General features: G+C 66.5%; 11 protein-coding genes. 2 read left to right on the top strand and 9 right to left on the bottom strand.

Annotation, left to right across the window (positions count from 1 at the left end):
* Positions 1–54: 54 nt before the first annotated feature.
* The 5 genes from ACWD35_RS17430 to ACWD35_RS17410 form a co-directional block, all read right to left on the bottom strand.
* Complete coding sequence (locus tag ACWD35_RS17430; RefSeq protein WP_451352111.1) at positions 55–1,074, bottom strand: class I SAM-dependent methyltransferase; 1,020 nt, start codon at positions 1,072–1,074, stop codon at positions 55–57.
* Positions 1,075–1,139: 65 nt separating this feature from the next.
* Positions 1,140–2,825 carry a hypothetical protein gene (locus tag ACWD35_RS17425; RefSeq protein WP_451352110.1) on the bottom strand — a complete coding sequence of 562 codons (1,686 nt, stop codon included), beginning with the start codon at positions 2,823–2,825 and terminating at the stop codon, positions 1,140–1,142.
* Positions 2,826–2,934: 109 nt separating this feature from the next.
* The gene (locus ACWD35_RS17420; protein ID WP_451352109.1) at positions 2,935–4,176 is read right to left on the bottom strand and encodes an AAA family ATPase; all 1,242 of its coding nucleotides are present in this window, start codon (positions 4,174–4,176) and stop codon (positions 2,935–2,937) included.
* 339 nt (positions 4,177–4,515) lie between these two features.
* On the bottom strand, positions 4,516–5,574 hold the full coding sequence (locus ACWD35_RS17415; protein ID WP_451352108.1) for a hypothetical protein: 1,059 nt from the start codon (positions 5,572–5,574) through the stop codon (positions 4,516–4,518).
* 95 nt (positions 5,575–5,669) lie between these two features.
* Positions 5,670–6,620, bottom strand: coding sequence for a hypothetical protein (locus ACWD35_RS17410; RefSeq protein WP_451352107.1), 951 nt, complete (start codon positions 6,618–6,620; stop codon positions 5,670–5,672).
* 271 nt (positions 6,621–6,891) lie between these two features.
* On the opposite strand from ACWD35_RS17410, the gene ACWD35_RS17405 reads away from it, so the two are divergent.
* A complete protein-coding gene (locus ACWD35_RS17405) occupies positions 6,892–7,362 on the top strand; it encodes a LysM peptidoglycan-binding domain-containing protein (RefSeq protein ID WP_451352106.1) in 471 nt (156 codons plus the stop codon).
* Between the two features lie 84 nt (positions 7,363–7,446).
* On the opposite strand, the gene ACWD35_RS17400 is transcribed toward ACWD35_RS17405, so the two are convergent.
* The 3 genes from ACWD35_RS17400 to ACWD35_RS17390 all read right to left on the bottom strand — a co-directional run bounded on the left by ACWD35_RS17400 (position 7,447) and on the right by ACWD35_RS17390 (position 8,771).
* Entirely contained in the window at positions 7,447–7,680 is a 234-nt protein-coding gene (locus ACWD35_RS17400) for a hypothetical protein (RefSeq protein WP_451352105.1), read from the bottom strand.
* A complete protein-coding gene (locus ACWD35_RS17395) occupies positions 7,677–7,988 on the bottom strand; it encodes a hypothetical protein (RefSeq protein WP_451352104.1) in 312 nt (103 codons plus the stop codon). The genes ACWD35_RS17400 and ACWD35_RS17395 overlap by 4 nt, the downstream gene beginning before the upstream one ends.
* A 264-nt stretch (positions 7,989–8,252) precedes the next feature.
* Complete coding sequence (locus ACWD35_RS17390; protein ID WP_451352103.1) at positions 8,253–8,771, bottom strand: hypothetical protein; 519 nt, start codon at positions 8,769–8,771, stop codon at positions 8,253–8,255.
* A 1,112-nt stretch (positions 8,772–9,883) separates the two neighbouring features.
* On the opposite strand from ACWD35_RS17390, the gene ACWD35_RS17385 reads away from it, so the two are divergent.
* Entirely contained in the window at positions 9,884–10,879 is a 996-nt protein-coding gene (locus ACWD35_RS17385; protein WP_451352102.1) for an ATP-dependent DNA ligase, read from the top strand.
* Between the two features lie 35 nt (positions 10,880–10,914).
* Here the strand turns inward: ACWD35_RS17385 and ACWD35_RS17380 are convergent, their stop codons facing one another.
* A complete protein-coding gene (locus tag ACWD35_RS17380) occupies positions 10,915–12,828 on the bottom strand; it encodes a helix-turn-helix domain-containing protein (protein ID WP_451352101.1) in 1,914 nt (637 codons plus the stop codon).
* Positions 12,829–13,531 lie beyond the last annotated feature (703 nt).

Below are 13,531 nucleotides of genomic sequence, written 5' to 3'. Positions count from 1 at the left end.
TCAGGGGTCGTCAAAAGCGGCACTGCTCTTGACGGTTTTCGAGGAGCGGCATGGTCAGCTGACCTCGATATCGCCTGGCACGGTGGTGGGTGCAGGCTTGGTGAGCGCGGCGGCAACCTCTTCGAAAGCGGCGACCGCCTTGCGAAGATCAGCGACGATCTCCGCGGCGATGTCGGCCGGGTTTCCGAGTTCTTCCGCGTCCTGGGCGGGGATGTCGCGCGCAGGCCAGACCGTGGGCCGGGCGTCGGCCGGACGGGTGGCAGGAATGGTGACGAGGACGGTGTCGACGGTCGTCCCGGACTGGGAGAACGCCCGGGCCGGAAGTGCTTCGACGAGACCACCGCGCTGTTCCACGAGCTTTCGGAAGGCTGTGGTGCTGCCAGTCTGTTCAGTGACGGTCCACGACATGACCGACACCAGCAGCCCATTCGGTTTCAGGAACCGTAGGGCGTGGGTGACGTGGGTCATGTCGGTGCCACGGGTGAACGGTGGGTTCATCAGCACCCGGTCGAAGCGAGGTTCGGCAGGGATGGTGAGGAAGTCAGCGACCTGCACCCGGCGCGCCACATGCGTATCGGACAGGACGGTGGCGTATCCGGGGTCCCGTTCGATGCAGTCCACGATCGCACCGCGGGCTGCTGCGGCTGTGGCTATGGCACCGGAGCCGGCAGACGGTTCCAACACGGTCATGCCGGGCTCAAGGGCGGCCAGAGCGATGAGCTGGTCGACAACGGGTTCGGGTGTGGGGAAGTACTGAGCGAGGGTGCGTTTCTCCCCCAGGGTCACGACCTCACCGGTGGCAAGCACTGGGGCGAGCGCCTCGGCGGCGTGGACGGGGAAGAGGTGCGCCCCCTCGGTCTTCGTCCATCGACCGCCGACCGCTTCGAGGACCTCGTTGACGCGCTGGTACAGGGTGGGAGCCAAGCGGGGGCCGACGAGCATCAGGCGATGGCCATCAGTCTTGGTACGGCCTGACAGGGCTGCGAGCACATCCGTGGGGATTCGCATCGGAGGTTCCTTTGGTGCGGCCGAGCAGGGATTGGATGGACGAGAGAGAAAGTCAGGGGTCGCCAAGAGCGGTGTCGGCCGGTGGAGTTGGTTGCACGGCACCGCTCTTGGCGGTTCTTGGGGCAGCAGGGTCAGACGACCATGCCGAGGAGCCTCTGCCGGATGCTCGGATCGATGTGCTGCATCGAGTCGGCGTAGCGTTTTGCCAGGTCAACCATGAACGACCAGTCCATGGCGGAGCACGGTGCGTAGTACAGGTTCTTCGGGTGGTCCTGACGCGTGGACGGCGGCAGCCAGTCGAAGTCGGTGACCATGAGCGAGAGCCTGCGCTGACGCATGCGGCTGGCGTTGATGTACTGCCAGATCTGCGTGTACTCCGTTCCGCCCGACACCTTCGGGATCCTGCGGAACTCCTTCCAGATCTGAGCCGTCGACTTGTTCTCCGTGCGCAGCATCACCTCCTGGGACAGGAAGTGGCTGAACGAGTTGAAGTACAGGTTGATGTTGAGCTTCTTGGCGATCCGGATGAGCATCATGACCGCCTCCTGGTAGTTCTCCTCGGAGATCGAACCGGAGGTGTCGATGTAGATGTGCAGGTCGGGCATGTACTGCACCGAGGTGATCCGGCCGGGCTTGTTGAAGTCGTCCGGGTTCCGGCGGTTGGCCTTGAGGAAGGTCGCCTTCGTCGTGCGGAAGATGTTCTGCGACTTGTTGACCTTGCCCATCCGGCGCAGCACACGGGTGATGTCCTTGAGCAGGTCGAGCTTGCTCGGCGGCTGCTTGCGGAACGCCACCTGGGCACTACGGCTGCCAGGCTGGCCCGGTTGCTGATTGGCTCCCAGGGCGGCGGCCCGGGCGGCTGCCCGTGGCAGCGATGTGAGCTTGGACAGCGACGTGTTCGAGACGACCTTCACCGGCGAAGCCAGCGACTGGTTAATGAGGTTCCACTCCCCCGTGATCTTCGCCGCGGTGGCCCGGGCATGGGCCTCGACGTTGACCAGGACGAGGGAGCGCGGGCAGAACAGCTCCCCGGCTGTGAACGGCAGGACGCCGGTGTCCAGGGCGGTGTTCTGCTGGCTGGCCTGGGCCCGCTGCTGCTCGACGTAGTTCATGAGCATGTGCACGAGCACGCGGGCGAAGGAGTGCTCATCGTTGGCGTCAGAGTCGTCCTTGCGCACCAGCAGCGACTCGGTGAGCCCCTTCAGGGACAGGGCCGTGAAGTCGTTGAGCAGCTTGGTGGTGGCCGGCGGCAGCGCGCTGGCCATCGTCTGCGTCTGCTGGGACAGCCAGATCTTGAAGTCGTCGAAGGCCGCGGAGGACTGGAACCAGAACCCGAGGGTGTCGGGGTGGAAGGTGTAGGCGATCGAGGCGAAGAAGGCGCTCTCGTCGCCGGTCCCCGCCAGCAAAGCCTTCGCGGCCGGGAGGACATCAGCCTGCGCGGTGTAGAGCACCCGCGGGGAGGGCGCGGGCATCTTGTTCTGCTGCCCGGCCTGGACGGCGAAGAGCTCGGCGACCGGCAGCGGTGTGCCCTGGTCGAAGTTGATCAGGGTCTGCCCGAGCAGCTCCTTGACGGTCTGCTCGCTGGCCACGTTCAGCGTTTCGCCGAGGCAGCTCAGGACCAGATCCGGGATGTCCCCCGTCAGATCAGCGCCCTGGGCGTCGGTGATGCTCGCCGGGGCGTTGGGATTCAACGGCTCCAGCAGCGGGTCGATGAGGGTCTGCTGGATCGCCGGCATCGGGTCGTAATCACCGGTGCACGAGATGGTGTGCAGTGCATCGAGTACGGCCGGCTTCTGGTTCGTGACGGTGATCGTCATGGGTCGTGGTCTCCTTCTGAGGACAAGGCAGCGGCAGAACGCCGCCGGTGGTGGGGAGTTGCAGCAAGGACTGCACCGCAGCAGTCCCCCACCACCAGTGAGCGAGCGATCAGAGGAAGGCCGAGAGGACCGGCTTGGCCTGGTTGACGATTGGAGCGTCGATCTCCATGAAGGCCTCCAGGTTCTGGCGGTCGATCTGCTGGCTGGTCACCATCTCGATGAGCGTGCGGGTGTGCTCCGGCTCGATCTGGGTGATGGCCTGGGCCAGCTGCTCGATGAGGCGCGCGTTGTCCTTGCTCTCCTTGAGCGCGTACAGCAGCGACCCGGACTTCTCGTTGTCGGTCAGCGTCGCGATGACCGCGGCCATGTCGGTCATCGTCGCTGCGGCCTTCAGGCTCTGGTAGCAGTTCGGCTTCGGGACGTTCACCCGGTTGTGCTGCACGCCGCCGGCGTTGCTCGCCAGGTCCTGGGCGATGGTGGCCACGAGCTGCGTGGTGAACATGGTGTCCCCGACGTAGGCCTCGATGGCCTCGTTCAACAGCGAGGTGTCGCGGTCGCCGATCTGGATCGGGGTGGCCAGGTACTGTGCCAGCTGCTGCGGGTCGGCCGCGTTGAGCCACTTCGACAGGTTGTCGATGGTGCGCGGCGTGGTGAGCTGGTTCATCTCCTCGCCGCCGTCGAACAGATCGGCCATCGTGACGTTGCCGTTGTCGTCGTCGTCCTGGCCGTCGGCGACGATGGCCTCGGGTGTTGACTTCTGGAAGATCAGCCCGGGGTGCTGCGTGAGCACCGCCTTCACCCAGGGGTTCATGTTGTCGCCGAGGACAGACATGAGGGTGGCGGCGTCGGGCTCGACGTGGAAGATCGCGAAGCGGGACAGGCTCGCCTCGTCGAGCGAGGTGACGTTGCCCCTGTCGTTGCCGGCCACGATGATGCGGACGTTCTTGGGCAGCTCGACGTACCCCATGCGGCGCAGCGTGACCAGGGTCAGCGCGCCGGAGGTGACGTCGGAGGTGGTGCGGTTGATCTCGTCGAGGAAGAGGATCGGCCACTCACGCGGGTTCTTCTCGGCGTAGTCGATGCACTCCTGGATCACCTGGTGCGGGTAGAAGACCTGCTTGTAGCTCTGCGTCCCGTCGTCCTTGGTGTACGGCACCAGGCGCGCACCGGTGAGGTCGGCCTTGTCGGCGAGCTGGTTGCACGGCAGCGTGAAAGCCTGCGTGCCCATGGAGTAGGCCAGGTCCTCGACGAAGCTGGACTTGCCGATGCCGGGTTCGCCCATGAGAGCGGGCGTCGCGCCGACCTCAAGTGACTGCCTGATGAGGGTCGTCAGGGTGTCGTTGAACTTCATATCGATGTCTTTTCTGTGCGTGGGCGAGGAAGAGAGAGAAAGACAAGAGATGTCGGAGGACGGCGCTGCTGCTCTCGGCGTCGCCGAGGCTGCATAGGCCGTGAACGGTCCTGTGGCGCGGGCCGCGCCGTCGGAGCCTGGCGGAGACCTGTACTCCCGCCATTGGTGGCGATGGAGCCCCGCTGCACATCGCCGCCCGATCGCGCTCCGCGCGATCCAGCACTGTCTCCCACCTGTGCTCGGCCCCGCCGCAGCACCCGTCACCCACCCCACCCGCTGCCGGAGGCAGCAGATGAACCAGGAGCAGAAGCAGCAGCAGGAACAGGCACAGAGCGTCAGTCAGTTGGTCGACGAGGAACGGGCCTCGCGGTCGGCCACGAGCGCGGCGGCTCGGTCGAGGAGGAAGGGCCGGCCGTTGCGCCGCTCGCTGTGCTTGGGGCGCGCAGGGATGACATCGACCGCCGCCTTGTAGAGCAACCACGCGGTATCGCCCGTCGAGTACTCGACGCCGAGGGCGCTGTAGGCGCGCAGTTGCGTCCGCATCCAGCCGTAGAGCGACGCGAGAATGGAGAACTCCCAGCGGGACATGTCGTGGTTGAAGTCGCCGGGATCCCGGAGCTGATGGCGTGCACTGACCAGGGTCTGCTCGACGATCGCCTGTGAGTACGGGATGTCGGGCATGTCCTCGGCGGTGTCGACATCTGATGCTGAAGCACCGGAGCTCTCGCTGGCGTTCACGGCCAGCTGCGTGTAGAGGTCCTCGATAGAGGCGAAGGCCGGTGCGATAGTTGCTGCGTTGACGTGAGCGACGATGCGATCGGGCACCGGTTGACGGGTGAAGGTCGACCAGTGGTCCAGGAGCAGCTCGTACCAGCCGTGTTCCTCACGCAGGACGCGCTTACCGGCGGCCACGGGGAAGTCGTGGAAGTTCGTCGGCAGCGGCATGACGAGATGGAAGCCCTGGCCGGACATCGACAGCTCCGAGTAGAGGATGCCCGGCAGCCGCAGCAGGTCTGTGGCCACACCTGGCGGGCAGTCGGCCTCGATGTCGAGGACGAGCAGCCCGTCAGTCTGGGCCTGGAGGTAGAAAGCGGTGTTCGCGGCGTTCGGTATCGCCGCGGTGAGTTCGTCGAGGGTGAGCAGGCAGGTCTCGTCCAGGGCGAAGGCTCCGCGTAGTGGGCCGGTGTGCTTGCAGCTGGACGTGCAGCCGGCGAGCAGGTGCCGTACGTCGATCGGGGCCTTGCGCTTCGGCGGCCTGGTGGGATCGTCGGGGGTCTCTTCCCCGATCTGTCCGGAGATGGTCCACCGACAGGCACTGGCGAGAGTGCGGATCGCGGGGTTGCCGTAGAACTGCGGGAACCAGGCATGGGGGTCGGCTGGAGTCATCGTGGGACGCACGCTTTCGATCGGAGGCGTCAGGAGGGGAAGAGAAAGACAGGACCCCCGTACTGCACGGATGCGAGTACGGGGGTCTCATCGATGGTCAGCGTGGATCAGCCCTGGTAGGTGATCCCCGCCTGCTGGGCCGGGCCGGAGCCGTTCCAGGGGCCGGTGGCCACGGGCGAGCCCACCGCCGAACCGGCGTCCTTGAGGGAGGCGTTCTCGGCCTCAAGGCGCGCGAGCTTCTGCTCCAGGGTCTCCTGCTGGGCAGGAGCCGGAGCCGGAGCTGCGGCCGCAACGGCAACCGGAGCAGGAGCAGCAGCGACGGGCGCAGCCACGGCGGTCGCCGGGGCCTGAGCCTGAACCGGAGCCTGCGCGGCCACGGCCACAGGTGCGGACGCCGGCTGCGGGGCCGGGAAGGACAGGCCGTCCTCCACCTCGGTCGCCACCGGGACGGCGGCGGCAGGGGCAGCACTGGCAGGAGTGGCCTGAACGGGACGCGGCGTGCCGTTGAGCACGATGCCACGCGCAGCCAGCTCAGCCTGGTCGATGCCGCCGGCACTGTAGTAACGCGGCGTCTCGTGAACGATCACCTGTTCGAGGGCCAGGCCGCGGTTGTTGAAGTTCTTCGGCTTGTAGGTGCGCAGCACGAGCGTGACGTCGAGGCCCTGCGCGAGCTCCTGGCCGGACTCGTCCTGGTCGTAGGTGCCGTCGCCCTTCGGAGAAGGGATCGCGATGACCGGCAGGGTGCTGCCCTTGGAGTCGATGGAGTAGTTGGGTCCGGTTTCGGGCCGCTTCGGGGAATCGTAGCGGCGCTCGGAGACGAACTGCTCTTCGAGGGTGGGGTTGTTCGGATCGGCGAACTGGACCTCGGCGTGAATGATCGTCGCGGTGGTGTGCGGCTTGCCGACGGGGCTCATGCCGTTCTTCGTCTTGCGCTGGTCGCTGGCGACGAGCTCCGCGCCCTCGATGAGGCGGGCGAGTACGGCGAAGCCGAGCTTCCCGCGGATGAAGACGTTCTTGCCCTCGGTGATCTGGCTGGCGGAGATGGAGTAGTTGGCCATGGTGGTGCGGTTCCTTCGTTCGGTCTGGCGGTCGGTGGTTCGGGGGTCCATTGGGGGGCTATCGGACAGGATTCAGACTGCCATCCAATCCCTTATTCTATCAACTTCAGTTCGGCTATGAATAGAATGTCAATGCCGGACAAGAATGGTTGTGCGCGCTATTCAAAGAGGAGTTGGGACAGGGATGACGGCTACGATTCAGAGGCCAGTGGGGACGGCGTTGAAGCCGTCGGCGCAGACGAGAGCAGCTGCCGGGAGTCGCGCCGGCCCGATGGGCTTCGGCAACGGACCCGTCATCGCCGCCAGCGTCATGGTGGGCGGAGCGGCGCTCTTCGCCGGATGGGGCCTGACGCAGCTCGCGACGTCCGACGGCGGCATCATCCAGGCGCTGCAGGGCAATCACGCCCCGGTCGAGGCACCGGTCAATCCCGGTGAGAAGAACGCCGGAGGCGGCAGCGCCCAGCAGCCGAGCGAGGGCGGCACGGGGAAGCAGGACGAGAACGGGGCGAGTCAGGATCCGACGCCAGGTCGCGGTGACGAGGACAAACCCAACGGATCGGGTGCACCGGCCGAGGCGAAGCCCGCGCCGAAGGCGAAGCCATACACCATCAAGCCAGGCGATACGCTCACCGCGATCTCAGGGACGACGGGGGTGCCGATCGGCATCCTGGTCGAGACGAACAAGATCCAGAATCCAGATCTCATCTACGCGGGGGCCTCGCTGCTCATCCCGCTGGTGTGACGACCCGGCAGGGCGGCACTGCCGCGTACCGAGCCTGATTCGATGCCCTGATCGCCGTGAGGCGGTCAGGACATCGTCGTCTTCTCAGGCGGAGGACTCTGCTTCCCGGCGGGCTTGCAGGTCCATCAGTCGCGTGTGCGGCTGGTGCAGCTGCTCGACCTCGTCGTTCATGGACCGGATGTCATCCGGAGCGTAGTCCTGCGGGTATTCGAGTTTGTACTCGCTGAGCAGCTCGATCTTCGCATCGACGAGATCGAGCGCTGTGCTCAGATCGAGGATGTCGTCCAGCGTGAGCCCGGAATTGGCGGAGGCGGTCATGCTTCGGTCCTGGGCTCTGCCACCCAGTGGCTGCTCGAGGTCGGGGGAAGGTTCTGGATGTCCAGCCAGCGGTTCATCGCTTCATCCTGGTCGGCGACGCCGTCTGCTTCTTTGTGCAGGGCCAGAAGCGTGATCCACCCGGTGGGGACGAGGGTCGCGATCTCGAACTCGGCCGGGTCCAGACGCTGGACGACGCGGTAGAGACTTCCCTCAGGGGCCTGCCAGATCGTGGTCTCGCCGCGGTAGACGCCGGCGCGGTTGCTGTGGAACTTGACCGTCAGGTCCTCCATGCTCAGCGGTTTGCTCATGGTTGCTGCTCCTGGACGTCGAAGGTGCCGAAGACGAACTGCGTGGCCTCGTAGGGCTCACCGCGAGGCGTCACCCGGGACCGGCGTGAGCCGGTCCACGGTATGTCTCCCCGCAAAGCACTCGGCCCGGGTTCGACGCCCGGATCAGCTGTGCTAATCCCCTCCCCTGTTGCGAAAATGCAGCACTGTAACAGCGTCAGAGATCAGAAAACCCCGCCGGCCAGGCTGCCGGCGGGGTCGTCTGAGGTACGAGGTCGTGGTCTCTCACGCCGCATCAGTGTCATCGGACTCACCCCGGCCAAACAGGAATCCGCGGACGTCACCGTTCTTCATCATGTCCTGCAGATGCGCCAGGAACACCGCGCGCTGCGTGGCCCGGCGATCGGCCAAGGAGTCGTATTCGCGCAATACCTTCAGGTTGACGACCCAGCCGTTCTCGCGAGAGATGGCCTGGTCAAGCTGAGAGTCCGGCACGATGTCCATGCCGGTGAAGTCGTGGTCGAACTCGGGCGCGATGTCGAGGTGTTGATTCGGCTCGTCGATGTAGAGCGTGTCGACGCCGACCTGCCGGCCGGCCTTGTCGAATGCCACGAGGAACACACGGTCTGCCCTGGTGGTGTTGTCGACGTGGACCGCTGCAACGTTCGTGTCACCGATGAAGCTCGTCTGCTCGAACCGCTCGTACACGCGAGCACGAGCGTCATGGCACCACATGATGCGCCGGGCTTCGTTGAAGCCTTTGAACTCGTCGGAGTTGGACGCTTCTGGGTGGGGGTGGCTCATCGGTGCGCTCCTTCATATGCGAGATCCGGGAGGTTTGCGATGCCAGGGGGCGTATTGGCTACGACACATGCCTCGAAGCAGCGAGCCTCAGTCGTTCTTCACTGCGGCGCGGCAGGAGCAGCTGCTGGGAGCTCGCCTCGCTCCTGCTGCGCGCCGCTCGCTCGGGGGAAGCAGATCTTCCCCGGGCGGAAGGGCCAGCCATGGATCTGGTAAATCCGCGACCGGCTCGGACGCGCCGTCGGGCGTGGTCGGGTACTAGCTACTCAGCCCGGCTGCGCCGAGGTCCTTCGTACGGTCCGGCTGGGCCCAGGAGCATCGGCGGTGAGCCGTCACTGTGGTGCGCGGTGCCGGCTGCTCCGTCGCGTGCTTGGAGGTCATGCAGTTCGCCCCGTCTGGCTCGGGGGGCCTTCTCTCATGAAAGTCCAGCGGCCGCGCTGTTCTCACGCCGCGCACTGGTCTACTCTAAGCACCGCCGACGTGCTCGAACAGGCCGGTGGAAGGCCCCAGTGGTTCCTCAGATCTGCTGGTGGTGACTCTGCTGAGAGTCGTTATGCACAGGCCCTGGCACGAGCCTGGTTTTGCGCTGTCGAGAGCGGGTGCCGGGACGGTGGTTGGAGCCACCCTCTGGTGCCCGCCTCCTGGTGCATGCGGCGCATTCGTTGCCGCTCACCGGGCCAGCTCGCCGCTGGCCTGTTCGGCTCCACCGCGGGCGAGTTCGGCTTGTGCCTCACTCGTTTGGTGGTGGGGTCGGGCTTGCATCGGCAACGCTAGACATATGCTGCGGGCGATGCCATTTCGCCAGTGCACAAACTGACCATTGACACCTGTTGGCATTGCACCAGTCGGCCGCGTGCCAGCACGGAAGTGCACCTTCCTCATGACGGTCGTGTCGGGGGTGCACACATCCCGGTTCCCGGCATGACTCATCCGGCACTTGGCAAACTTTGCACCACATTCACAACACCACGCCTCGACCGGCCAGTTGGTCGACAAAGCGCCATTTCACCGGTGGACCTTTGTGACCTCGGCAGGGTGAGTTTACCCCCTCTCGACGAGCCGCTTTCCTCGTGTCCTCCTTGGGTCGGTGAGGGGTTTGTGGTAGCCCCTCCGATGTGATCGAGCTTCCCGCCGAGCCGATGCTGGCGACACCCGTCGAGACGTTTGCCATCCCGTTGAATTGGTTTGCCGAACCGAAGTGGGACGGCTTCCGGGCCTTCGCAGCGCGGGCTGCTGATGGTTCCTCGGTGCTGCGCTCGCGCAGGGGCGGTGAGCTGGCCGCGGCCTTTCCGGAGATCACCGATGCCATCGGCCGGCTGGACTGCTCCGTCGTCTTCGACGGCGAACTGGTCGTGTGGGAAGAGACCAGGCTCGCGTTCGAGCGGCTCACACAGCGGCTGCACCGACGGGGTGCCGCCGCGCAACGTGCCGCGGCCGTCTGGCCGGCTCACTATGTTGCCTTCGACCTGCTCCATCTGGACGGCCGGAGCCTGCTTGAGCGTCCCTACGTCGAAAGGCGGTGCGCGCTGGAGGACTTGTTCCGGCGGGAGGGTCTCTCGGCGCCCTGGACGTTGTGCCCGTCAACCAATGATGCGGAGGTGGCCCGCGGGTGGCTGGCCTGGTCAGCGGCCGGCGTGGAGGGCTGTGTGTTCAAGGACGGCGGCGAAAGCTACAGGCCAGGGGCGCGCTCCTGGCGGAAGTTCCGCGTGCGCGACACCCTCGAGATGGTCGTCGGTGCGGTCACCGGAGCGCCGCGCCGCCCCGGGATCCTGCTGCTCGGCCGGCACGACTCGGAGGGACGACTGCGATATCTGGGACGTACAAGCGCCTTGCCAGCCGCCCAAGCCCGAAGTGCGGGCGGCTTCCTACGCCCGGTGCAGACGGATCACCCGTGGGCTGGGCGGTCCTTCTCTGCCAGTTGGGGATCACAGCAGAAGCTGAAGGTGTCGCTGGTCGTTCCGGAGACGGTCGTGGAGGTCAGCGCGGATATCTCCCGGGACGCTCGAGGCCGTCTGCGCCACCCTGTTCGGTTCGTGCGGGTACGAGCGGACATGGCCGTCGCCGACGTGCCACCCTTCGAGGTCCGCAGGCCAGAGGGGAGAGGGAGATGAAGACCGGGACCCGCGCCGGGCGCTGGCGGCGACGGTCAGCAGGCGACCACGGACAAGCCCGGACGATCTGAGCGCAGATCAGGCTGGCCCGTGACGACGTGCAACGAGAACTGGAGATCGCGTGCGCCCGCGAGGGTGGCAAGATCGCGCTGCATGTGGTCCTCCACGGCGCGCAGGTGGGAACGCACCGTGACCTCGGAGAGACCGAGCGCGCGGGCTGCGGGCTCGACGTGTGTGTCGAAGGTGAGCCAGGCGAGCGCCGTGGACTGGAGGTCACGCCGGTCCGCCTGGACCGGTCTGACCAAGGTCTGTGCCCAGGCGTGCACGTGGGGGGTTTTTAACAGCCGTCCCAAGGAGGGCGGTTCCGAACCGGTCAGAACCGGCGCAGCGGAAATCTCTCGTTGCGTGACCAGTTCCATGGCCAGGGCGACGGCGATGCGGTCGCTTATGGACGCGAAGTCCATGCGTAACAGTTCAGCGGCTCGTGAGGCGCGGCGCATGACCGTGTTGCGGTGCAGGCGCAGCCGGCGGGCGGCCACCGTGTAGGGGTAGGCGAGGGCGGCAGGAAGGGTCTCGCGCATGGACTCCCACTGCGTCTCGTCGCACATCAGCGGGTGCAGCAGGCGGCGGGCCCAGTTTTGCGCTTCAGCCTGCGGCAGGAGACTGACGAGGTCGGAGCCGTGCACGGAGAGGGCCACGGAGTCCGGCTGGGAGGCGGCGAACCTCTGGGCGGTGATGGCCTCGTGAAGTGCGTCGGCGAGCAGGGTCACGGAGTAGACCCCGCTGCCGCCCAGTGACGAAAGGGGTCCCAGGGCGGCCACCAGCCGGGTAAGTTCGGCAGAGACCTCTGCCCTGGTGTCTTTGTCGGAGCGGATCGGATGCACGATCAGGATCCGCCGGTTGTCTCGCGGGTCAGGGACGACAAGGGCCTGCTGGCCGACTGCTGCGTTGCAGCGGCGTGCAGCCAGGTCCCGGCGTGCCTGCTGGGTCTCCACAACGAAGACGCGTGCGGTTTCCGTTTCCAGAAGTCCGGGCGCCAGATTGGCCATGACGCGCCGCGCCTTTTCGACCTCGCCGTCCAGAAGAAGCTCGAACGCCGCGCTGTGCGCCGCGCGGGACGCGTCGGAGGCTGCCCGGTACTCGCGGTGCGCCTGGTCGACGAGGCCCAGCAGTTTTGCCGCATGCCGCAGCAGCCGCAGGTCAGCCTCGTCGAATGGGGTTCTGCGGGCCACCGCGAGGACGGTGTCCGCGGCCGAGGCCGGGGCCAGCGAGATGAGCTGGGTGTGGGGTCCGGAAAGCGTCTCGGGGAGAATTCCGTCGACGGACTGCCGGATGATGGCTTGGGCCAGTTGCTCGGCGGCCGTGGCCGGTGAGGCGGCGAGGACGCACTCCGGTTCGCTGACCAGGACCTGACAGTCGAGGGCCCGAGCGAGCCAGTCCGCGATGCGCTGCATGGCCCGGGCATCTGCCAGCTGGGCCGGCAGTTCCTGTACGAGCGAGCTGAGTTGGGCAGCGCGGCGCTCGGCGAAGATCAGGCGGGACTGCTGGATCTCCTCGTGCACCCCGTCCCAGGACTCGGTGGGCGCGGACGAGGTGAGCAGGGCGATGCCAAACCGGGCGGCCCGGTCCACGATGTCCGGGGGGAACGGCTGGCTTGCGCCGAGGGCAGCACTCACGGCCAGACCTGCTCCGCCGTCCCGGCTCATCCGCTGGAGCAACAGCTCGAGCACCGTCGTGATGCGGCCTCGGAGACGGAAGGGCGATGTGCCGGTGATCAGGACGAGCGAGCCATCGGGCAGAGTCGACGGGACTCCGCCTTCCAGCAGTTGTTCCGGCGTCATCGTCACCACGCCGTTGATTTCCGTGGTCTGGGCACGCCGAGAACCGCTTTCCACGAATGTCAGTTCGAGTTCAGGCTTATCGGTGGGCAGTGAGCCCAGGCTCGGCATGACGTGCTCCTCGGGAGTTGGGACGAGGTGGTGTAGCGCCCCTGGCACCGGCTGGCCGGCATGGGCGCGCGGCGATCACGGCCTCATGGCTCCACTCCCGTCAACCCGCGCTGCCGACCGTGGAGTCGCACCCTGACACACCCGTCCGCCGAGAAAGGGGAAGCCGGGGATGTAGCGCAGCCGTCCTCTTGAGGCGGCGCCGCGTCTGGGGTGCCGCCGTGCGGGCGAGGATCCCGGTCGGGAGTCCTCTTCCGGCGCGGAGCACGCATACCCGGCGAAGGGCCACGCGACGGCGAGGACGATCCGGCAGTTCTCCCCCGGCGGCCGCCCTTCTAGACCGAGAGCGGCGGCGGTCAAGAAGCGCACGCGGCATGGTCGGCACTCCGCCGCGCGCACTCTGGCCAGCGTGGTCGCTGCTGTTGGATGCCAGTTCCATCGTCAACTCTTCCCCCCCCTGCCGGTGCAGCGCCAACCTGCAAGCGCGAGCCCGTAGTTCGGCAAACACCAACGCCGTATCCCCCGCCGTCGCGCCCACTCTTCGGGTCACTGGGGACCCAGCGCCCGGGAGATCATTCCCGTACTACGGACGTGACGGTCAGTAATCAATCCGCTTCACAGGGTTTCATTCTCCCTATCGCGATCCTGCCTTGCGCCCCCGATCATGTCAACTAAAGTACACAGCAACGAACCCAGCCCCGAGTGA

The organism is Streptomyces sp. NPDC002671, from assembly GCF_053592475.1.
Note: the sequence above shows the minus strand (reverse complement) of the source record. Positions and strands in the feature narration are given on the sequence as shown.

Bases quoted from the DNA above. Each gene is read 5' to 3' on its own strand.
- ACWD35_RS17425 (WP_451352110.1), bottom strand. From the start codon at position 2,825: ATGACGATCACCGTCACGAACCAGAAGCCGGCCGTACTCGATGCACTG.
- ACWD35_RS17420 (WP_451352109.1), bottom strand. From the start codon at position 4,176: ATGAAGTTCAACGACACCCTGACGACCCTCATCAGGCAGTCACTTGAG.
- ACWD35_RS17410 (WP_451352107.1), bottom strand. From the start codon at position 6,620: ATGGCCAACTACTCCATCTCCGCCAGCCAGATCACCGAGGGCAAGAAC.
- ACWD35_RS17405 (WP_451352106.1), top strand. From the start codon at position 6,892: ATGGGCTTCGGCAACGGACCCGTCATCGCCGCCAGCGTCATGGTGGGC.
- ACWD35_RS17400 (WP_451352105.1), bottom strand. From the start codon at position 7,680: ATGACCGCCTCCGCCAATTCCGGGCTCACGCTGGACGACATCCTCGAT.
- ACWD35_RS17395 (WP_451352104.1), bottom strand. From the start codon at position 7,988: ATGAGCAAACCGCTGAGCATGGAGGACCTGACGGTCAAGTTCCACAGC.
- ACWD35_RS17390 (WP_451352103.1), bottom strand. From the start codon at position 8,771: ATGAGCCACCCCCACCCAGAAGCGTCCAACTCCGACGAGTTCAAAGGC.
- ACWD35_RS17380 (WP_451352101.1), bottom strand. From the start codon at position 12,828: ATGCCGAGCCTGGGCTCACTGCCCACCGATAAGCCTGAACTCGAACTG.